This window comes from Mycobacterium sp. 1081908.1, assembly GCF_001673535.1.
GTDB lineage: Bacteria > Actinomycetota > Actinomycetes > Mycobacteriales > Mycobacteriaceae > Mycobacterium.
Genome location: NZ_LZLY01000130.1, coordinates 39,344 through 62,501, shown reverse-complemented (window position 1 = coordinate 62,501; position 23,158 = coordinate 39,344). Strand labels below are relative to the sequence as shown.

Sequence of the window (23,158 nt, the reverse complement as noted above, 5' to 3'; positions counted from 1 at the left end):
CTTTCAGTGTGAGCCCACGGCTTTCGGTGTGCGCGTACGGCGAGATCTGGGCGATTTTTCCGCCCTGGATTCACACACAAGCCCACGATTCACAAGCGACCGGCTGACGTCAGCCGATCGGGTGCTCGGCCTTTTTGTTGCCGTCCCAGCGGCGCAATCCCGCGAATCGGCCGTCGATCTGCGCGGGCTTGCCCGCGATGCGCAACGCCCGCCCGAGCTGCGGTCCACCCACCCGGCGGGCCAGCGTCACGTGCCCGGTCCACTGACCGGGCAGGCTGTTGGCCATCGGCGCCGGCGTCAGGTGCGGACCGCACAGCCGGTGCACCTCGGTGTGCAGGGCCAGCAGCTCGGCCGTCGGCACGATGAGACGGGCCAAGACGACGTTCGCCCGCCCGAACAGCACCGGCGCGCCGATCGCGGCGGCCAGCGGCAGCCGCCGGGCGACCGGCCCGAGCAGCTCGTCCACCCCCGGGTCGATGCGTTCGGCGACGGCCAGCGTCACGTGCGGCCGGCCGGCCGGCGCCTGGCTGGGAATGCCGGCGCCGGCCAGACCCGCCCACAGCTGGCGTATCGCCGCCTCGGTGTCGGGGTCGAAGACCAGCTCGATGGAATGGACCATCAGCGCACCAGCGCGGTCACCCAGTCGCGGTCGAAAGCCCCGGCGCTGATGGCCGCGAAGTCGGGAGCGCCTGCCGCGCCGGCGGGCAGCGCGGCCCGCACCGGGGCCAGGTCTTCCAACGCCGACCGGTTCGATGTCTCCGCCAGGCCGGGCCTCGCCGGCCAGCTGCCGATGACCAGCCCGGCACACGAAACACCATGCGTCGCAAGGGCTTCCAATGTCAATGCGGTGTGGTTGAGGGTGCCCAGCTCCGCGCCCACCACGACCAGCGCCGCCGCGCCCAGCCCGACGGCGAGGTCGCGCAGCGTGACGCCGCCGCCGGCGAGTTCGACCAGCAGGCCGCCCGCGCCCTCGACCAGCGTCAGCCGGCCCGGGCGGTCCAGGTCGCGGATGAGCCGCAACACCCGCTCGCCGGCGGGCAGCGGCGTCCCGGCCCGCTCCGCGGCGGCCGCCGGGGCCAGCGGCAGCGGATACCGCGCCAGGCCGACGAGTTCGGTCACCCCGGACAGCCGGCCCACCTCGGCGAGGTCGTCGTCGCCGGCCTCGGTGCCGGTCTGGACCGGTTTGCACACGGCCACGTCGATGCCGGCCTGACGGGCGTGGCAGGCCAGCGCCGCGGTGACGACCGTCTTGCCGACCCCCGTGCCGGTGCCGGTGACGACCAGAACGGTCAACGGCGCGTCACGGCGAGCACGTCCGTCAGCACCCGGCGGGCGATCTCGAGGTCGTCGTCGTCCAGCGACGCGCGCGCGGACAGCCGCAGCCGCGACGTCCCGGCCGGCACGGTGGGGGGCCGGAAGCAGCCCACCTTGACGCCGGCGTCCAGGCAGGCGGTCGCGGCGGCCAGCGCCACCTCCGGATCGCCCAGGATCACCGACACCACCGCCGACTGCGGGTCTTCCGGCACGTCGCAGGTCTCGGCCAGGAACCGGGCGTGCTCGAGCACCGCGCCCGGCCGCCACGCCTCGGCCTGCAGCACGCGCAGCGCGGCCCGCGCGGCGCCCACCGCGGCCGGCGCCAGGCCGGTGTCGAAGATGAAGGGCCGTGCCGCGTCGATCAGGTGGGCGCGCACCGGCGCCGGCCCGAGCACCGCCCCGCCCTGACTGCCGAGCGCCTTGGACAGCGTCGTGGTCATCACGATGTCGGGCGCGCCCGCGAGCCCGAGCTCGTGCAGCAGCCCGCGCCCGCCGCCGCGGACCCCGAGGCCGTGCGCCTCGTCGACGATGAGCAGCGCGCGGTGACGGTGGCACGCCTCGTGCAATTCGCGTACGGGCGCCAGCGAGCCGTCGGCGCTGAAGACGGAGTCGGTGACGACGACGGCGCGCTCCTCGTCGCGGGAAGCCAGGGCCGCGTCCACGGCCGCCACGTCGCGGTGCGGCGTCACCCGCACCCGGGCGCGGGACAGCCGGCACGCGTCCACCAGCGAGGCGTGCGACAGCGCGTCGGACACCAGCAGCGAACCGGGGCCGGACAGGCCGACGACGGCGCCCAGGTTGGCGGTGTATCCGGAGGAGAACAGCAGGCCCGACGCGGCGCCGACGAACTCGGCGAGCTCGGACTCGAATTCCTGGTGCAGCTCGGTGTCGCCGGTGACCAGGCGGGAGCCGGTGGCCCCGGCGCCCCACATGCGCAGCGCCGCAACGCCGCCCTCGATCACGTCGGGGTGCTGGGACAGCCCGAGGTAGTCGTTGGAGGCCAGGTCCAGCTCGGTGGTGACCGCGGGACGCGGGCGCAGCGAGCGACGCAGGCCGGCCGCGCGGCGCTGCTTCTCCACCGCGTCCAGCCAGGCCAGCGGCGACGTCTCGATCGGTGCCCGCGGGAAGGCGTTCATGGGCGTTCAGCCTACGAGGCGGGCGGCCCCGGCGATCGCCGAGCCTCCTCGGCGGCCCTCGCTACGGTGTGATGACCTGCCCGGGGTTGCCGGGAGTCCCGCCGGTCCCGCCGGACGCGCCGCCGGTCCCGACGGTGGTGTTGCCCGGAGTGATCGAGAAGACGTTGCCGCCGTTGCCGCCGTTGCCGCCGGTGGCGCCGCCGCCGCCGGTGCCGCCGGTGCCGCCGATGGAATGTCCCGTCGCCAAGTAGTTCTGAGCGGTGCCGCCGGTGCCGCCGGTGCCGCCGACCGTGACGCCGAAGCCGCCGGTGCCGCCGGCCCCGCCGGTGGCGGTACCCCAGTCGGGCGGGTATATCGCCAGGCCGTTGAAGGTGTCAACGGTGAAGTTGTAGGGCCCCATGATCGCGCCGCCGCCGTGGCCGCCGTTGCCCCCGGCGCCAACCGTGCCGATGCCACCCTCGCCGCCGGTCCCACCGATGGCGGTTCCCCAGCCCAGGTTGAACGCGACACCGCCCGCGCCGCCGTTGCCGCCGGTGGCGCCCTGCCCGCCGGCCCCGCCGGTGCCGCCCAACGCGAAGCCGGCCCCGCCGGCACCACCGTCGCCGCCCTGGCCGGTGAGGCTCAGGCCGCCGGCCCCGCCGGTGCCGCCTTGCGGAACGCCGACGCCCAATTCGGCTCCGCCGAGGAAGCCCGTGTTGCCGCCGGCCCCGCCGGTGCCGCCGGTCGCGTCGGTCGCGTTGCCGCCGGCCCCGCCGACGCCGCCGACGCCCGACAAGAATCCACCGGGGCCGCCGGTCCCGCCGTTACCACCGTTGATGCCGGAGGTGAGGGAGGCCCCGCCGGCCCCGCCGGCCCCGCCGTTGCCTCCCCAGATGGCGGCCCCGCCGTTGCCGCCGGCCGCGCCGGCGCCGCCCAGGCCGCCGGCGCCGCCGTTGCCGAAGATCGCGGCCTGCCCGCCGTTACCGCCGGCCACACCGGCGATGGTGGAATCCCAGCCCTTGCCGCCGTTGCCGAGCAACAAGCCGGCATTCTGGCCATTGGGGCTGGCCTGCGTCCCATCGGCGCCATCGAAAAAGAGCGGGGCCCCGACCAGCTGCTGGCTGGTCTGGTTCAACTCGTACATCACGGTCGCCAGGACATCGGTCCTGGGCGGCGGCGCCGGGCCGGAGGCCTCCGCCACCGCATTCCAGATCGGCGCGAAAATCGAGTAAGGCGAGATGCCGGCCGCGTTGGTAGCCTCGGCGGCCGCATACGCGCCCCCCGACCCAGTCAAGAGCTGGGCGAACTGGGCGTTGAACCCCGCCACTTGGGCGCTGAGCGCCTGGAACTCCTTCGCGGCGTCGGAAAACACCGACGCGATCGCCGCCGAGACCTCGTCGCCGGCCGCCGCGACCACACCGGTGGTGGGGGCCGCCGCTGCCGCGTTGGCGGCGCTGATCGACGAGCCGATACCCGCCACCTTCGCCGCCGCCGCCGCGAGCGCATCCGGCGCTGCGATCAGGTACGACATCGCTGACCTCCGAAGACCGCCTCGGGCTCGCAGGCCTCCACGCGACGATCACAATCCACTGACCAAGGAAACGTATCCCGTTGTACACGTGCCTTACAACGTTTCACGAGATTTGGTCCATCGCGTTTCACGCCCGCGACGGCAGGCCGGGAACGGCGCTCATCCGGCGTCCCTGGCGCCCGCTCTCGCCACCTCACCGCGGTCACTGTTGCCGACACCGGTCACGATCGGCACGCATAACGTCATTCATAGGATTCCGCCGCAATCCATCCTAAATCACGATTAGGTGCGACATTCCCGACTTTGCGTATCTTTAGCGCCGGGGCTAAGGCATCGCTTACCCACGTTCCGGCGGAGGCCGGTGCCGCGGCATTGCCTCCGCCAGCCACGGCCGGACCCGCCGCGGCGGGTCCGCCGGCGCTGCGGAGCTACGTGCGCCCGCTATTTCTCCCGCCCCGCCGCGCCCGTCTCGCCACCCGCGGTTCGGGCTGGTGAGGTCGAATTGGCCTGGCCGGCCGGCGCCGGCGCGGGCAAACTAACTGAAAATCGTAATTTGCGTCGTAGGCAATTTGGCGTCCCCCAAAAGGAATTTGCCCTCCCCGCGCCCAGGGACTCGTACCACCGAGCCTTCGGTCCGCCCGGGTCGGTACCAGATGCCATGTTATGCAGGGCGATCAGTTCGTAACGTCCGGACGCGCCCCAATTTTCGGGCGATAGTTGTCATCGCGAAAATAATTTACTGGATCCATTCTCACTAGACGGATGTTTAATAGCGAAATGCCGGGACAAAAATTGCTAAACCCCGCTTTCAGATGGAGAATTACCGATACTGGATGAGTGGCGCGCGATCGGGGGAGCATGAACGAGGACGACTTCCTGGTAGCCGTGGGGGAAGCGGCGCAGGACGCGGTTTGGAAGACGCAGCATCCGCTCACCCACCACCTGGCGGAGGATGACCCGCGCCGGGTGCAATACCTGCGCGAGTACCAGATGTCGGTGGGCCGCCAGGTGATCGCGGCGATCGAGCACCTGCGCCGCGGCGGCTCATGCCACGACGCACCCCGGGAATGCGCGCCCGTAATGCCGCCGAAGACGGATTTCGCCTTGCTTCCGGTGGCGCGGATGCCCGCCGGCGGGTCGTCACTTCCAGGCGAGCACTTCCGCCCGTAAGCCTTCTCCGTCACGCATTGACGGCGCACCGGCGGGTTGACCCGCCGGTGCATTCGAGGCAATGCCACATTCGCGCACATCCGCCGGGTAGGCGACGGTAGTTTCAGTCTGTGCCGCCGGCGTGCCCGCCGGCGCGAAGGCCGCGCTATCGGCGTGCCGTACGGACGGACGAAGGAGGATGGGTGAAAACCATTCCTAAGATGCTGGTCTTCGCTGTTATCGAGTTTGTCGTCTTCGGCGCGATGCTGTTTTTCCCGGCGGGCACATTCAATTACTGGCAGGCGTGGGTTTTTCTGGTGGTGGTCGGCATCTCGGCCTGGATCCCCGCCGTGTACTTGCTGCGGATGAACCCGGCCGCCCTCGAGGCCCGGATGCGTGGCGGGCCGGCGGCCGAGGGCCGGATGGCGCAGCGGGTCATCATCGCCGGCTTGTACGCGTCGCTGGCGGCGATGGTCGTGGTCAGCGCCCTTGACCATCGCTTCGGCTGGTCGCCCGTGCCGACGGCGGTTTGCGTGGTCGGAGACGTTCTGGTCGCCATCGGACTGGGTGTGGTGGCGATGGTGATCATTCAGAACAGCTACGCCTCGGCGACCGTCCAGGTTCAGGCGGACCAAAAGGTCGTCTCCAGCGGCCTGTACGGGATGGTGCGGCACCCGATGTACACCGGCAACGTGATCATGATGGTCGGCATCCCCCTGGCGCTCGGTTCTTACTGGGGACTGATTTTCGTCGTGCCCGGCCTGCTCGTGCTGGCCTGGCGCATCGGCGACGAGGAGAAGCTCCTCCAAAAAGAGCTGGACGGCTACCGCGAATACACGCAGAAGGTTCGCTATCGCCTCGTGCCGTCGATGTGGTAGCAGCCGCGCGTGGTACTAGAGATCCGGGATGACCGGAACTTCTTCCACCGAGCGGGCATGTCCGCCCAACCGCTGGCTCAAGCGCCTGACGGACGGGGCCTCGAATAGGGCGGTTACGTCGAGGTTGGCATCGAGGGCCGTGTTGATCGTGGCGGTGGCTCGCATCGCGGCAAGGGAGTCCCCGCCGAGGTCGAAGAACGAATCGTCGACGCCGACCCGGTCCACGCCCAGCACCTGCGTGTAGATGCCGGTCAGGATCTGCTCGACCAGGCTGGTCGGGGCGTGGTGGCCCTCGCCGTTGTGATGGTGCTCGGGAACCGCGACCGCCGGCTGGGCCAGCTGCGCGTGGCGGCCCGACCGCTCCGGGCGCGCGTGCTTGCCCTCGTCTTGCACGTCGACCGACGACAGCGGTCGCGCCGGGTCGGCGGTCATGGCGACCAGCGTCTCCTGGAACCGCTCGATCAGCGCCTCGATGTCGGCCGGGTCGAAAACGTCGGCGCGGAATTGGACGTGCAGCTCCAACTCGCGGCCCGGCACCGCTTGGACCGTGAGCGGGTAGTGGTAGTAGTCGCGGTTGCTGATCTCGGTGACGGCCAGCCCGTCGGTCCCCGCCAACGCGGCGGCGTCGGCCGGGTAGTTCTCGTACACGAAAACGGTGTCGAAGAGCCGTCCGTGGCCGGTGACGCGGTGCACCTCGCTCAGCGCGAGGTGCTGGTGGTCCAGCGTGCGGTTGTGGTCGTCCTGCAGTTGATCGAGCAGGTCGGCGGCGGTCGTCTCCCCCGTGACGGTCGCCCGCACCGGCACCGTGTTGATGAACAGGCCCACCATCGAGTCCGCGCCCGGCACCTCGGCCGGTCGCCCCGAAACCACGGCGCCGAAGGCGACGTCGCGCTGGCCGGTCAGCCACATCAGCAGCTGCGCCCAGGCGGCCTGCAGGACGGTGCTCACGGTGGTGTGGCGCGAGCGCGCCAACTCGCCCAGCGCCCGCGTGGTCTGTTCGGGCACCCGGAACGACGCGACGCCGCGCCGGCCCAGCCCGAACCAATCGGGCGGCCCGACCAGGGTGGGCGCGGCGAAGCCGGCGAACATATCCCGCCAGACCGCGCGGGCGCCCTCGAGGTCACGGCCGGCCAGCCAGGACACAAACCTGCGATACGACCCCGCCGCGGGCAGCCGCTGCCCGTAGTAGCTGGCGAACAATTCGCCCAGCAGGATCGGCAGCGACCAGCCGTCGAGCACGATGTGGTGGTTCGACAGCACAAACCGGTGCCGGTCGTCCGCGGTGCGGATCAACGCGACCCGCAGGGCCGGATGGTCGGCCAGGTCGTAGACCGCGGCGCGTTCGGCGGCGCAGACCTGCTGGATCTGTTCGTCGAGATCGGCGTCGCCGCCGCTGAGGTCGAGATAGCGCCAGGGCACCACGGGATCGGCGGGGATGATCTGCACCGGCTGGTCGAACCGGGCGCTGAAGCGGGCCGCCAGGTTGGGGTGGCGGGCGACGACCGTGTGCACGGCGTCACGCAGGCGGTGCTGGTCGAGCCGGCCGCTCAACGTGACATCGAGCTGCACCGCGTACACGTCGTCGCCGCCCTGGGCGGTGCTGGCATGAAACAGCAGCCCCTGCTGCAGGGGGGTCAGGGGCAGCACGTCGGCGATGCGGTATTGCCGCGCGAGCTCGTCGATCTGCAGCTGGCTCAGCCGCGCGGGCGCGATGTCCGACGGCGTCAACCCGCCCCCGCCGCCGCGCACGTGCGCGCAGATTCCGGCCAGCGCGTCGAACCACAACCGGCTCAGGCGGCTGACCTGCGCCTGATCCAGGGCCGAGGGCGCCCACGTCCAGCCCGCACGCAGGCGCGGACCGGTCGCGGCGTCCAGCGTGCCGGCGTTGAGCTCCACGGTGTGCATCAGCGGCATCGGGGTCGCCGCGGCAACGCCGGTCACCGACCAGCCGTCCTGGCGGATCTCCCAGATGTCGCCGGACACCTCGGTCGCCGCGGCGCCCAGCCGGCCCAGGTAGTTGAACCCGATCGTCGGGTCGGCCCCCTCCAGGTCGACGTCGCTGTTCAGGTAGCGCAGCACCCCGTAGGTGAGACCGTCCGGCAACGCCCGAAGCTGCTCTTTGGCGTCCTTGATGACCGCCCCCAGCCCCGCGTCGCCGGCCAGCACCTGCGCCCAGTCCAGCCCGCCCACCGCGAGCGCCACCGGGTACTTGGTGGTGAACCAGCCCACCGTGCGCGACAGGTCGACATGGGGGTCCAGCTCCTCCTGGCGCCCGTGGCCCTCCGAGTCGATCACGACCGGCGTCGCGCCGGTCCCCAAGAACTCGGCGCACGCCAAAGCGAATGCGATCAGCAGGATCTCGTGGATCCCGGCGTGGAACGCCGCCGGCACCTCACCGAGCAGCATCCGGGTGGTCTCGGCGTCCAGCTCCACCGACAGGTTCCCGGCGGTCGCATAGGTATCCACCGCCGGCTGCACCGCCGGAAGCTGCGCGGGCAACGCGGCGATCTGCCGCCACGCGGGCGCCTGCGCCACCACCTCGGGCCGGCGCGCGTATTCGGCCAGCAGCGCGGCCCACCGGGCGAACGACGTCCTCGGCGCCGGCAACACCACCTGCTGCCCGCCGCGGTGCTGGGCCCACGCGAGGTTGAGGTCCTCGAGCAGGATCCGCCACGACACCCCGTCGACCGCCAGGTGGTGAACGATCAACAGCAACTGGCCGGTGGGCGCCGCCCACAGCGCGCTCACCATCACCCCGGCGGCCGGGTCCAACCGCGACCGCGCCGCCACCACCGCGTCGTCGGACAGCACGTCCACCGTTTGCAGGCACCCGCGCGCGTCGACCGAACCGGGTTCGGGCACCGTGACGGACCACCCGTCGGCGCCGTCGTCGTCGACGCGCAGCCGCAACATCGCGTGCCGATCGAGCAGGGCCTGCAGCACCGCGACCACGTCGGACGAGGTGACCCCGACCGGGGCCTGCACCAGCACCGTCTGGTTGAACTCCGTCACCGGACCGTCGACACTGCGCAGCCAGCGCATGATCGGGGTGGCCACCACCGCGCCGACGCCCTCGTCGATCACCTCGGCGTCGTCGGCGACCACCCCGGCCACCCGGGCGAGCTTCGCCACCGTTTGCTCGACGAAGATGTCGCGGGGCCGGCACACCACGCCGGCGGCGCGCGCCCGCGCCACCACCTGCATCGACAGGATGCTATCCCCGCCGAGCTCGAAGAACGACTCCTCGACGCCGACGCGCTCCAGCCCCAGCACCTGTGCATAGATGCCGGCCAGGATCTCCTCGACCGCGTCGGCGGGGGCGCGGTAGTGGTCGACGTCCTGATACTCCGGCGCCGGCAGGGCGCGGGTGTCGAGCTTGCCGTTGACCGTCAGCGGCAGCGCGTCCAACGCCACCACCGCGGACGGCACCATGTAGGCCGGCAGCCGGTCGGCCAGCGCGGCGCGCACCTCGGCCAGGTCCACCGGTCCGGTCACGTATCCCACCAGGCGTTTGTCGCCGGGGCGGTCCTCGCGGGCGATCACCACCGCCTGCTCGACCCCGTCCAGGCCGTTCAACGTCGCCTGGACCTCGCCCAGCTCGATGCGATAGCCGCGGATCTTGACCTGCTCGTCGGCGCGGCCCATGTAGCGCAGCTGCCCGTCGGCGCCCCAGGACATCAGGTCCCCGGTGCGATACATCCTTTGTCCCAGCGCTCCCGCGCTGACGAACGGGCACGCGACGAACCGCGTCCCCGTCAGACCCGCGCGGCCGATGTACCCGTGCGCCAACCCGGCGCCGGCGACGTACAACTCGCCGACCACCCCGGGGGGCACGGGCTGCAGCGACCCGTCGAGCACGAAGAAACCGAGGTGGGCCAGCGGCACCCCGATGGGGCTCACGGCGGTGTCGACGTCGCTGGCGACGATCTCCCGGAACGAGGCGTGCACCGTCGTCTCGGTGATGCCGTACATGTTGATCAGCCGGGGCCGGGCAGGGTGAGCGTCCAGCCACGCGCGCAGGCGCTGCGGTTCGAGCGCTTCGCCGCCGAACACCACGGCCTCCAGCTCCAACCGGGACCCCAGCTCGGGCTGCAACGCGTCGGCGGCCTGCAGGGCATAGAACGCCGACGGGGTCTGGCTCAGGACACTGACCCGTTCGGCCACCAGCAGCGCGTGCAGCTCCTCGGGCGAGCGCACCACCGAGTCCGGCGCCACCACCACGCGCCCGCCGTACAGCAGCGCGCCCCAGATCTCCCACACCGAGAAGTCGAACGCCAACGAGTGGCACTGCGTCCACACCCGGCCCTCGAGCTCCATGTTGCCGGCCAGCGTCGCAAGCAGCCGGGTCACGTTGCTGTGCGGGACGGCCACGCCCTTCGGCGTTCCGGTCGTGCCCGAGGTGTAGATGATGTAGGCGACGTCGTCCGGGCAAGCCACCGACCGTGCGGTGCCGAGGCGGGTGTCGACGGCGGGGTCGTCGGCGTCGTCGACGTCGACGATCAGCAGATCGCGTCCGGCCAGCCGGGGGCGGTACTCCGCGGTGGTGATCGCGGCGAGCGGCGCCGCGTCGCCGAGCACGAACTGCATCCGCGCCTCGGGCACCGCCGGGTCGATCGGCACGTACGCCGCCCCGGTCTTGACGACCGCGAGGATCGCGACGATGGCCTCGGCCGAGCGGGGAAGCAGCAGCGCCACGCGCCGACCCGGGCCGACGCCCCCGCCAGTCAGCCGGCGCGCCAGCCGGTTGGCCGCCTCGTCGAGCTCGCGATAGGTCATCGAGCGGCCCTCGCAGGTCACCGCTGCGGCGTCCGGCACCCGCGCCACCTGCGCGGCGAACAGGTCCGGAATCGACACCGGCGGGCCGACCGGCTCGGTCAGCGCCGCCCGGTTGCCCCAATCCGCCAACCGGGTGCGCTCGACGTCGTCGAGCACGCCGATCGACGACAGCCGCCGGGTCGGGTCGGCGGTCATCTCGACCAGCACGCGCTGCAAACGCTCGATCAGCGTTTCGATGGTGGCCGCGTCGAACACGTCGGTGCGAAATTCCACCACCCCGCCGATGCCGGCCGGCTCGCCGTCGGCGTCCACGTGCTCCTCCAGCGCAAACGCCAGGTCCATGCGGGCGGTGCCGGTGTCCACCGGCATCTGGGTGAGCTCGAGCTCCCCCGACGCGAACCGGGCGGTGGGGTCGCCGGTGGTGTCGTGCAGCGTCCGCCAGGCCAGGATCACCTGCACGAGCGGGTGGTGGGTGAGCGATCGGGTGGGGTTCAGCCGCTCGACGACCACTTCGAACGGCACGTCCTGGTGCTCATAGGCGGCCAGGCTGCGCGCCCGCACCTGGGCGAGCAGCTCGGCGACGCTGGGGTCGCCGGTCACATCCACGCGCAGCACCAGCGTGTTGACGAAGAAACCGACCAACTCGTCCAGCGCGGGGTCGCGGCGCCCGCCGATCGGGAACCCCACCGCCACATCGGAACTCGCGCTGAGCTTGGCCAGCAGCACCGCCAGCGCCGCCTGCATCACCATGAAATTGGTCGCGTTGTGTTCGCGGGCCACCCGCACGACCTGCCGCTGCAACTCGACGGGCAGATGCACCGCGACGCTGGCGCCCCGTTGGTCGGCGACCGGGGGGTAGGGCCGGTCGGTGGGCAAGCCGAGCCGCTCGGGCATCCCCGCCAGGGCGTGCTGCCAGTACTCCAGCTGCGCGGCGATCGGGCTGTCGGGATCCGTCAGATCGCCGAACTGCGCGCGCTGCCACAGCGTGTAGTCGATGTACTGCACCGGCAACGGCGTCCAGCCGGGGGCCTGCGCCACGCAGCGGCTGGCGTAGGCCACGGCGATGTCACGCACCAGCGGGGGGATCGACAGCCCGTCGGCGGCAATGTGATGCACCACGGCCACCAGCACGTGTTCGTCGTCGGCGACGCGGAAAAGCTTTGACCGCAAAGGGATCTCGGCGGCGAGATCAAAGCTGTGCCGCGCGGTCTCCTCGATGGCCTCCTGCAACCGGCCCGGCGACCACGCGGCCGCGTCGACCACGTCCCAACCGAAGTCGGCCCGCTCGGCGGCCAGCACCAGCTGTTGCGGTATTCCGTCGGGGGCGGTGAACAGCGTGCGCAGGCTTTCGTGGCGGCCCACCACGTCGGCCAGCGCCGCGCAGAACGCGTCGGCGTCCAGCGGCCCGCGCAGCCGCAGCGCGACCGCCAGGTTGTACACCGGCGACGGGCCCTGCAACTGGTCGATGAACCACAACCGGTTCTGGGCGAAGGACAGCGGAACCACCGCGGGCCGCGCCGCGGCCACCAACGGCTCCAGCACGCCCTCGCCGCCGTGGATTCGCGTCGCCAACTGGGCCACGCTGGGCGCCTCGAACACGGCGCGGACCGCGACGGCGGCGCCCAGGCCGCTGTTGATCGCGGCGACCAGACGCATCGCCGACAGCGAATCCCCACCCAGGTCGAAGAACGAGTCGTCCACCCCGACCCGGTCGACGCCCAACACCTGGGCGTAGATGCCGGCCAGGATCTCCTCGGTCGGGGTGGTCGGTGCGCGGTAACGATCGGTGGCGTCGTATTCCGGCGCGGGCAGGGCACGGGAGTCGAGCTTGCCGTTGACCGTCAACGGCAGCGCGTCCAACCCCACCACCGCGGCGGGAACCATGTAGGCCGGCAGCCGGTCGGCCAACGCGGATCGCACCGCGGCCGGATCCGCGGTCCCGGTGATGTATCCCACCAGGCGCTTGTCGCCGGGACGGTCCTCGCGGGCGACCACCACCGCGTGCTCCACGCCGTCGAACGCGGCCAGCGCGGCGCGGACTTCGCCCGGTTCGATGCGATAGCCGCGAATCTTGACCTGCTCGTCGGCGCGGCCCAGGTATTGCAGCTGCCCGTCGGCGCGCCACCGCACCAGGTCGCCGGTGCGGTACATGCGCGTCCCGGGCGCGTCCGCGCCGGCGAATGGGCAGGCCACGAAGCGCGACGCGGTCAGCCCGGTCCGCCCCACGTATCCGACGCCCACGCCCCGCCCGGCCACGTACAACTCCCCGACCACCCCGGCCGGCACCCGCCGCAACGACTCGTCCAGGACGAACAGCGCCGACGTCGACACCGGTCCACCGATCGGGGCCGCCCCGGTGCCCGCCGTCAACGGCGCGCTCATCGAGGCGTAGACGGTCGCCTCGGTGGGGCCGTAGGCGTTGATCACCACCCGCCCGGGCGCCCACTGGTCCACCACCTCGGCCGAGCACGCCTCGCCGCCGAGTAGCAACGCCTCCGCCTCCAGCCGCTGCGGGGACAGGGCGGCCACCGCCGACGGCGTCTGGGTGAGCACGTTGACCCGTTCGCGGGCCAGTAGGTCGTGGAAGTCGTCCGGTGAGGCGACGACCCACTGGGGCACCACCACCAGCCGCGCGCCGCCGAGCAGCGCGGCCCAGATCTCCCACACCGAGAAGTCGAAGGCATAGGAGTGGCATTGCGTCCACACCTGGGTCGCGGGCAGCGATGTGGGTGTCGACGGCGCCAGGTGGGCCAGGTTGCGGTGGGCGATGGCGACACCCTTGGGCGTCCCGGTGGTGCCCGAGGTGTAGATCAGGTAGGCGATGTCGTCGGCCGACGGCGCCGGCGGCGCGGTGGCGGGCTGGTTTTCGACGGCGGGGTCGTCGATGTCGATGACCGTCAGGTCCCGCCCGTCCAGCCGGTCGGCCAGTGCGGCGGTGGTGACCGCGGCGACCGGCGCGGCGTCGTCCAGCATGAAGTCGACGCGTGCCGCGGGCAGCGCCGGGTCGATGGCCAGGTAGGCCGCCCCGGTCTTCAGCACGGCCAGCATGGCCACGACGGCCTGGGCCGACCGCTCCAGCAACAACGCCACGCAGGCGCCGGGGCCGACGCCTTGGCCGGACAGCAAGTGCGCGAACCGGTTAGCGGCGTCGTCGAGTTCCCGGTAGGTGATCGACCGGCCCTCGAAGGTGACCGCCGGCGCCTCGGGGGCCCGGGCCACCCGCGCGGCGAACAGCTCCGGTACCGACACCGCCGCCGGGGCGGGGGCCGTCAGGACCGCCCGGTTGCCCACCTCGTCGAGGCAGGCGCGCTCGGCCTCGTCGAGCAGATCCACCGACGACAGCCGGCGCGACGGATCCGCCGTCATGGCGGCCAACACCCGTTGGAGTCGCTCGATCAGCGTTTCGATGCTGGCGGCGTCGAACACGTCGGTCCGGAATTCGACCGCCCCGGCGATTCCGGCGGGCTCGCCGGCGTCGGTCCACGTCTCGCCCAGGGAGAACGCCAGGTCGGTGCGGGCCGTCCGGGTGTCCAGCGGCAACGGCGTGACCTGCAACCCGCCCAAGGCCAAGCCGGCCGCCGGGCCGGTCGGGCCCTGACCCTGCCCGCTCTGCCAGGCCAGCATCACCTGGACCAGCGGGTGGTGGGTCAGGCTTCGGGTCGGGTTGAGCCTTTCCACCAGCACCTCGAACGGCACGTCCTGGTGCTCGTATGCGGCCAGGCTGCGCGCCCGCACCTGGGCGAGCAGTTCGGCGACGCTGGGGTCACCGGCCAGATCGACCCGCAACACCAGGGTGTTGACGAAGAAGCCCACCAGCTCGTCCAGCGCGGGGTCCCCGCGCCCGGCGATCGGAAACCCTACGGACACATCGGAACTCGCGCTGAGCTTGGCCAGCAGCACGGCCATCGCGGCCTGCATCACCATGAAGCTGGTGGCGTTGTGTTCCCGGGCCACCCGGGCGACCTGGCGCTGCAGCTCGGCGGGCCAGTCCACCGACACGCTCGCGCCGCGGTAGTCGGCGACCGGCGGGTAGGGCCGATCGGTGGGCAGTTGCAGGTGCTCCGGCATCCCGGCGAGAGCCTCTTGCCAGTAGGCCAACTGCGCGGCGATGCGGCTGCCGCTGTCGCTGAGATCCCCGAGCTGCGCGCGCTGCCACAACGTGTAGTCGGCGTACTGCACCGCCAGATCGGCCCAGTCGGGGGCCTGCCCCACCCTGCGGCTGGCGTAGGCCACCCCGAGATCCCGCACCAGCGGGGCGATCGACGCGCCGTCGGCGGCGATGTGGTGCACGACGGCCACCAGCACGTGGTCATCGTCGGCGACCCGGAAAAGCCTTGCCCGCATGGGGATCTCGGCCGCCAGATCGAATCGGTGATGGGCCACGGCGTCGAGGGCCTCGGCCAGCCGGCTTTCCGCCCAGCCGACGGCGTCGACGACGGCCCAGCCGAAGTCGGCCCGGTCGGGGGGCACGATCAGCTGGCGCGGTATGCCGTCGCGCGCGGCGAACAGGGTGCGCAGGCTCTCCTGCCGGACCACCACGTCGGCCAGCGCCGCGCCCAGCGCTTCCTCATCGAAGGCATCCATCCGCCCGCGCAGCCGCAGCGCGACCGCCATGTTGTAGATCGTCGAGGGGCCCTGGAACTGGTCGATGAACCACAACCGGCTCTGGGCGAACGACAGCGGAATCACCGCGGGCCGCTCGACGGCCGCGAAAGGCACCAGGGGCTCCAACCGGGCTTCGTCCCCACCGATGCGCGTCGCCAGCTGGGCGACGGTGGGCGCCTCGAACAACGTGCGCACCGAGAGGCCGGCGTCCAGGCCGCTGTTCACCGCGGCGATCAGGCGCACGGCCGACAGCGAATCCCCGCCGAGATCGAAGAACGAATCGTCGATCCCGACCAGCCGCGGCGGCTCCACGCCCAGAACCTGCGCGTAGATGCCGGCCAGCAGCTCCTCGACGGCGTTGGTCGGGGCGCGGTAGTGGCCGCCGTCCTGATATTCGGGTGCCGGCAGGGCGCGGGTGTCGAGCTTGCCGTTGACCGTCAGCGGCAGCGCCTCGATCACCATCACCGCGGCCGGCACCATGTACGCCGGGAGCCGCTCGGCCAGCGCCGCACGCGCCGACGCCGCGAACGAGGCCGGATCCGCGGGCCCGGTGACGTAGCCCACCAGGCGCTTGTCCCCGGGGCGATCCTCGCGGGCGATCACCGCGGCCTGCTTGACGCCGTCCAGCGCACCCAGCGCCGCCTGGATTTCGCCGAGTTCGATGCGATAGCCGCGGATCTTGACCTGCTTGTCGGCCCGTCCCACGTAGCGCAGCTGCCCGTCGGCGCCCCACCACACCAGGTCCCCGGTGCGGTACATCCGCTGTCCCGGCTCCCCGAACGGGCACGCCACGAACCGCGTCGAGCTCAGCGCCGGCCGGCCGACGTAGCCGTCCGCCACCCCGGCACCGGCCACGTACAACTCCCCCACCACGCCCGCCGGGACCGGCCGCAGCCACCCGTCGAGCACGAAAAATCCCAGATGGGCGAGCGGCACCCCGATGGGGCTGGCCAGGGTGTCCACGTCGCCGGCGACGATCTCCCGGAACGAGGCGTGCACGGTCGTCTCGGTGATGCCGTACATGTTGATCAGCCGCGGCAAACCGGGATGTTTGTCCAGCCAGTTCTTCAGCCGGTGCGGTTCCAGCGCCTCGCCGCCGAACACCACGGCCTCGAGCTTCAGGCGGGGTTCCGGCTCGGGCTGCGCCGCGTCGGCGGTCTGCAACGCATAAAACGCCGACGGGGTCTGACTCAACACGGTGACCTCTTCGGCCACCAGCAAGGCGTGCAGGTCTTGCGGCGAGCGCACCACCGAATCGGGCACGATCACCAGCCGGCCGCCGTAGAGCAGCGCCCCCCAGATCTCCCACACCGAAAAATCGAAAGCCAGCGAGTGGCACTGCGACCACACCTGCCCCGCCAGCTCAAGGTCGGCGTCCAGCGTGTCCAGCAGCCGGGTCACGTTGCGATGCGGGATCGCCACGCCCTTGGGGGTTCCGGTGGTGCCCGACGTGTATATGAGGTAGGCGACGTCGTCCGGGGCGGGCGCCGGCAGCGGGGTGCTGGGCTGACCGTCGATGGCGGGGTCGTTGATGTCGATGACCGCCACATCGCGCCCGTCCAGCCGATCCGCCAGGCCGACGGTCGTGATCGCCGCGATCGGCTCGGCATCATCGAGCACAAACCCCATCCGGGCCGCCGGCACCGTCGGATCGATCGGCACGTACGCCGCGCCGGTTTTGAGCACCGCCAGCATCGCGACGACGGCGTCGGCCGACCGCGGCAACAACAGCGCGACCCGCTGCCCAGGACCCACGCCCTGGTCGGCCAGCAAGTGCGCCAGCCGGTTGGCCGCCTGCTTGACCTCGCGGTAGGTCCACGAACGCTCGCCCGCGCTGATCGCCACCGCCTCCGGCGTGCGCGCCACCTGCGCGCCGAACAGCACCGGGATCGACACCGGCACGCCGACCGGCTGGGTCAACCCCGCGCGATTGCCCCACCTCTGAAGCTGGGCGTGCTCGGCGGCGTCGAGGACATCCATCGACGACAACCGCCGCCTCGGATCGGCGGTCATCGCCGCCAGCACCCGCTTGAACCGCTCGATCAGCGTTTCGATGTCGGCCGCGGCGAACACGCCAGTGTCGAATTCCACCCGCAGACCCATCTCGGTGCCCGGCATGGCCTGGACCGCGAGCGGGTAGTGGTTGTACTCGCGGTGGGTGAAATCGGTGATGGCCGGCCCGTCGGTGCCGGACAGCGCGGCCGCGTCGAGCGGGTAGTTCTCGTACACGAAAATGGTGTCGAACAGGTGGTCCTGGCCGGTGATGCGGTGCAGCTCGCTCAGCGCCAGGTGCTGGTGGTCGATCGTGTGGTTGTAAGAGTTCTGCAGCTGATCGAGCAGGTCGGCGGTGGTGGTGGTCGCCGTGATGCGGGCCCGCACCGGCACCGTGTTGATGAACAGGCCCACCATCGAGTCCGCGCCGGGCACCTCGGGCGGCCGGCCCGACACCGTCGTGCCGAAGGCGACGTCGGGCCGGCCGGTCAGCCACATCAGCAGCTGGGCCCAGGCGGACTGCACCACGGTGCTGACGGTGGTGTGGCTGGAGCGTGCCAGCTCGCCGACCGCCCGCGTGGTCTGCTCGGGCACCCGGAACGACGCGACGCCCCGCGGCCCCAGGCCCAACCGGCCCGCCGGGGCCACCAAGGTGGGGGTGTCGAATCCGGCCAACACCTCGCGCCAGGCTTCGCGCGCGGCGTCCAGGTCGCGACCGGTCAGCCACGTCACGTAGCTGCGGTACTTCGCCGCCGCGGGCAGCCACCGCCCGTGATAGCTGGCGAATATCTCCCCGACCAGGATCGGTAGCGACCAGCCGTCCAGCACGATGTGGTGATTGGTGAGCACCAGGCGGTGCTGATCCTCGGCGGTGCCGATGAGCGCGGCGCGGAAGGCCGGCTGGTTGGTGAGGTTGCAGACCGCGGCGCGTTCGGCCACGCACACCTGCTGGATCTGCTCGGCGAGGTCCGGGCCGCCCCCGCGAAGGTCGACGTAGCGCCAGGGCACCACAGGATCGGCCGGGATGATCTGCACCGGCTGGTCGAACTTGTCGGAGAACCGGGCCGCCAGGTTGGGGTGGCGGGTGACCACCGCCTGCACCGCGTCGCGCAGGCGGTCCTGATCCACCGGACCGCTCAGCGCGATCTCCAGCTGCACCGAATAGACGTCGTCGCCGCCGTCGGCGGTGATGGCATGGAACCACAGCCCCTGCTGCAAGGGGGTCAGTGGCAATACGTCAGCTATCCGCATATTGCCGCTGGAGGTCGTCGATTTGTTGCTGGCTCAGGCCGGCCGCGATGTCGGAGGGCGTCAACCCGCCCCCGCCGCCGCGCACATGGGCGCAGATGCCGGCCAACGCGTCGAACCACAACCGGCTCAGCCGGCTGACCTGCGCGTGGTCCAGCGTCGAGGGCGCCCAGGTCCAGCGGGCGTGCAGCTGTGGGCCGGTGTCGGCGTCGACCGTGCTGGCATTGAGCTCCACGGTGTGCATCAGCGGCATGGGAATGGCGGCGGCGACGTCGGTGACCGACCAGCCGCCCTGGCTGAGGCGCCAAACGTCGCCGGACACCTCGGCCGTCGCACCGAGGCGGCCGAGGTAGTTGAACCCGATCGGCGGGTCGGAGGGGGGCAGGTCGACGTCGTCGTTCAAGTACCGCAACGCGCCGTAGGTCAGGCCGTCGGGCAGCGCGCGGAGCTGCTCTTTGGCGTCTTTGACGACCGTCCCCAGGCGCGCGTCGCCGGCCACCACCCGCGCCCAGTCCAGCCCGCCGACCGCGAGCGACACCGGGTACTTGGTGGTGAACCACCCGACCGTGCGGGACAGGTCGACATGGGGGGCCAGTTCCTCCTGGCGCCCGTGGCCCTCCACGTCGATGACGATCGGCGCGCCGCCGCCGCCCACGAATTCGGCCACGGCCAAGGCGAACGCGATCAACAGGATCTCGTGCACCCCGGCATGAAACGCCGCCGGCACCTCGTCGAGCAGCGCGCGGGTGGTCTCGGCGTCGAGCTGCGCGGACAGGTTGCCCGCGCTGACATAGGTATCCACCTCGGGACGCACCGCCGGCAGGGCCGCGGGCGCCGCCGCGATCTGCCGCCAGGCGTCGGCCTGCGCCACCACCTCGGGGCGGCGCGCGTGCTCGGCCAACAGCGAAGCCCAGTGGGCAAACGACGTCCCGGGCGCCGGCAACACCAACTGCTGCCCGCCGCGGTGCTGGGCCCAGGCGATGTTGAGGTCCTCGAGCAGGATCCGCCACGACACCCCGTCGACGGCCAGGTGGTGAACGATCAACACCAACTGCCCGGTGTCGGCCGCCCACAGCGCGCTGAGCATCGCCCCGGCCGCCGGGTTCAGCCGCGACCGCGCCTCGACCACCGCGTCGTCGGACAACACCGGCACCGCGCGCAGGCACCCGCGGGCGTCCACCGAGCCGGCCTCGGGCACCGTCAGCGCCCAGCCGCCGGCGCCGTCATCCTCGACCCGCAGCCGCAGCATGGCGTGGCGATCCAGCACGGCCTGCAACACCGCCACCACGTCGGCCTCCGTCGCCCCCGCGGGGGCCTGCACCGACACCGTCTGGTTGAACTGATCGACCGGCCCCTCGACACCGCGCAGCCAGCGCATGATCGGTGTCGCGTCCAGCGGACCGAGGCCCTCGTCGCCGAAATCGGCGTCACCGGTGGCCACTTCGGCAACCCGGGCCAGCTGGGCCACGGTTTGCTCGACGAAAATATCCCGCGGTCGGCACACCACGCCGGCGGCCCGCGCGCGCGCCACCACCTGCATCGACAGGATGCTGTCCCCGCCGAGCTCGAAGAACGACTCGTCCACCCCGACGCGCTCCAGCCCGAGCACCTGCGCGTAGATGTCGGCCAGGATCTCCTCGACCGCGTTGCCCGGGGCCCGATAGCGGTCGACGTCCTGATACTCGGGTGCCGGGAGGGCCCGCTTGTCGAGTTTGCCGTTGACCGTCAGGGGCACCGCGTCGATCACCACCACCGCGGCCGGCACCATGTACGCCGGCAACCGCTCGGCCAGCGCGGCGCGCGCGGCGGCGGGCTCGGCGGACCCGGTCACGTATCCCACCAGGCGTTTGTCACCGGGGCGGTCCTCGCGCGCGAGCACCACCGCCTGCTCGACCCCGTCCAGGTCGGCGAGCGCGGCTTGGACTTCGCCGAGCTCGATGCGGAAGCCGCGGATCTTGACCTGCTCGTCGGCGCGCCCGACATACCGCAGCTGCCCGTCGGCGCCCCACCACGCCAGGTCGCCGGTGCGATACATGCGCGCGCCGGGCTCGCCGAACGGGCACGCCACGAACCGCGTCGACGTCAAACCCGGACGCCGCCAGTACCCGCACCCCGCGGCGCCGCCGGCCACGTACAACTCCCCGACCACGCCGGCCGGCACCTGACGCATCCACCCGTCGAGCACGAAGAACGCGTACTGGCCCAACGGCACGCCGATCGGACTGGCGGAGCCGTCGACATCCTCGGGGAGGATCTCCCGAAACGAGGCGTGCACCGTCGTCTCGGTGGTGCCGTACAAGTTGAGCAGCCGCGGTGATTCGGGATGATTGTCCAGCCACGTCCGCAACCGCTGCGGTTCCAGTGCCTCACCGGCGAAGATCACCGCCCGCAGTTCCAGCTGACGCCCGAGCTCGGGCGAGAGCGCGTCGGCGGTTTGCAGCGCATAAAACGCCGACGGGGTCTGGCTCAAGACCTCGACCCGTTCTTGGGCCAACAACGCATGGAAATCCTCGGGCGAACGCGCCACCGACTCGGGCACCACCACGAGGCGCCCGCCGGACAGCAGCGCACCCCAGATCTCGCACACCGAGACGTCGAATGCCAACGAGTGCCACTGCGACCACACTTGCCCCGGCGACAGTTCGACGGCCAGGGACTCCAGCAGCCGGGTCACGTTGTGATGGGTGATGGCCACCCCCTTGGGCACGCCCGTGGTCCCCGAGGTGTAGATGAGGTAAGCGATGTTGTCCGGCTCCGGCATCGGCAGCGCGGCGCCGGATTCGGGGCCGACGGCGGGGCCCGCCAGGTTCGCGACGTCGATGACGAGCAGGTCGCGGCCGGCGAGCCGGTCGGCCAGGCCGGCGGCGGTGATCGCCGCGGTCGGCGCGGCGTCGTCGAGCATGAACTCGATTCGGGCCGCCGGCACCGCCGGGTCGATCGGCACATACGCCGCCCCGGTCTTGAGCACCGCCAGGATCGCCACGATCGCCTCGGCCGACCGCGGCAACAACAGCGCCACCCGCTGCCCCGGGCCGATCCCGTGGCCCGCCAGCAGGTGCGCCAACCGGTCGGCGGCCTGCTCGACCTCGCGGTAGGTCCACGACGATTCCCCGAACGTGATCGCCACCGCCTCCGGCGCGCGGGCGGCCTGGGCGGAGAACAGCGCCGGGATCGACGACGAAGCGGGTGCCGGCCGGCTCAACACCGCGCGGTTACCCCACCCGTCGAGCCCGTGCAGCTCGGCGTTTTCGAACAGGTCCATCGACGAGAGCCGCCGGCCCGGATCGGTGGTCATCGCCATCAGCACCCGGCCCAGCCGTTTCGCCAATTCGGAGACCTCGAAATTCGCGAGCGGGCTCCCGGCGCCCGCCGTGCTGAGGAAAAGCTGGTCGCCGCCGCCGGAGAACATCAACGCGAAGGCGCCCACCTGAACGGGATTGGTGAACGACGCAGACGCGGCGACACCGGCGAAGTCCATCGTCATCTTCGACGGCATGAAGTTGACGCTCACCCGGTCGGCTCGCTGTCCGGCCCCGGCCTTGCGTTCGAGGGCGTGCACCGGGAACCGCTGATGGTCCAACGCCTCCCGGATCCGCGCATCGACATACTCGCAAAAGCCGGCGACCGTGGATTGCGGCGAAACGCTCAACACCAGCGGCACCACGCCGGAAACCATCCCCGGCAGCGTCTTCGACTCCGGACGCACGCGCCGGCTCACCGGAAACTCGAGCACCACCTCCGAGCCCTCGGCGCACCACCCGCGCACCAGGAGGGCGCACGCCGCGGTGATGACCGACGAACGCGGCACATTCCACCCGTCGGCCAGTTCTTGAACGCGTCGAAGGAGGGCGGGGTCCAGGCGAACCGGCGCGGACGGCTGGGACCGGTCCCCCTCCTCTTCCGCGGCCGGCAGGAACCCGTTTTGCGGCCCGCTTTCCGGTGGGAGATTCCTGGTCCAATAATCCTGATCTTCCGCGTAATCGGCGGACGCTTCGTATTCTGATTCGCACCGAACCAATTCCTCCAGAGAGCCGAAGAAAGCGGGAGGAATGGGTGCGTTCGAAACAATTGCGGCGTAGACGGTTGCAATTCGATTCGCGATAAGCGTGATTCCGGTGCCGTCCACGATCATGTGATGGAAGCAGCCGAACAAATAGAATTCATCGGACCATGTTTGGAATAAAGCAAACTTGAACAGCGGGCCGGCCGGGGGCAATGGCGTGCGTTGTATCGACAACGCCATCCGACGGGCTTCCTGCACCGGATGGCGCGTGTCGCTCAGGTCGTGGAAGGCCACCTCGAAGTCCGGGTAATCGATCGCCTTCTGGAAAACCCGGCCATCCACTTCGAAGACGGCGGCCCGGGCCGGTTCGGCCTCCCGCATCGCGTGACGGATCGCCCGCTGGAGCAGGTCTCGGTCCACCGTGCCGTCGAATCGCACAAGGACGCCGAGCTGCCACTCCGTACCGGAGTGACCCGTTTCCTGCGCGAGCCAAATGTCCAGCTGTCCCCGCGTCAGCGGGAGAGCCCGGTCATCAAGTTCCATCGGG

Annotated in this window: 8 protein-coding genes; 2 read left to right on the top strand and 6 right to left on the bottom strand. The window is 71.4% G+C overall.

What is annotated here, in order from left to right; all coding sequences use genetic code 11:
- Positions 1-109: 109 nt before the first annotated feature.
- The 4 genes from A5655_RS21375 to A5655_RS29300 all read right to left on the bottom strand — a co-directional run bounded on the left by A5655_RS21375 (position 110) and on the right by A5655_RS29300 (position 3,960).
- Entirely contained in the window at positions 110-619 is a 510-nt protein-coding gene (locus tag A5655_RS21375; protein ID WP_067013484.1) for a 2'-5' RNA ligase family protein, read from the bottom strand.
- Positions 619-1,293 (bottom strand): dethiobiotin synthase, encoded by a 675-nt coding sequence (gene bioD, locus A5655_RS21370; protein WP_067013482.1) that lies wholly within the window; start codon positions 1,291-1,293, stop codon positions 619-621. Before bioD ends, A5655_RS21375 begins: the two co-directional genes overlap by 1 nt.
- Complete coding sequence (locus A5655_RS21365) at positions 1,290-2,450, bottom strand: 8-amino-7-oxononanoate synthase (RefSeq protein ID WP_067013480.1); 1,161 nt, start codon at positions 2,448-2,450, stop codon at positions 1,290-1,292. Before A5655_RS21365 ends, bioD begins: the two co-directional genes overlap by 4 nt.
- Before the next feature lie 61 nt (positions 2,451-2,511).
- Complete coding sequence (locus tag A5655_RS29300) at positions 2,512-3,960, bottom strand: PE family protein (protein ID WP_067013478.1); 1,449 nt, start codon at positions 3,958-3,960, stop codon at positions 2,512-2,514.
- A gap of 837 nt (positions 3,961-4,797) precedes the next feature.
- Between A5655_RS29300 and A5655_RS21355 the strand changes: the two genes are divergently transcribed.
- Positions 4,798-5,130 carry a hypothetical protein gene (locus tag A5655_RS21355; RefSeq protein WP_156764971.1) on the top strand — a complete coding sequence of 111 codons (333 nt, stop codon included), beginning with the start codon at positions 4,798-4,800 and terminating at the stop codon, positions 5,128-5,130.
- 182 nt (positions 5,131-5,312) lie between these two features.
- Positions 5,313-5,987, top strand: coding sequence for an isoprenylcysteine carboxylmethyltransferase family protein (locus A5655_RS21350; RefSeq protein WP_067013474.1), 675 nt, complete (start codon positions 5,313-5,315; stop codon positions 5,985-5,987).
- A 15-nt stretch (positions 5,988-6,002) separates the two neighbouring features.
- Here A5655_RS21350 and A5655_RS28015 read toward each other — a convergent pair whose 3' ends face one another.
- Both A5655_RS28015 and A5655_RS29295 read right to left on the bottom strand, forming a co-directional pair.
- Entirely contained in the window at positions 6,003-18,593 is a 12,591-nt protein-coding gene (locus tag A5655_RS28015; RefSeq protein ID WP_231999228.1) for a non-ribosomal peptide synthetase, read from the bottom strand.
- 4 nt (positions 18,594-18,597) lie between these two features.
- Positions 18,598-23,154 (bottom strand): non-ribosomal peptide synthetase, encoded by a 4,557-nt coding sequence (locus A5655_RS29295; RefSeq protein ID WP_082978792.1) that lies wholly within the window; start codon positions 23,152-23,154, stop codon positions 18,598-18,600.
- Positions 23,155-23,158 lie beyond the last annotated feature (4 nt).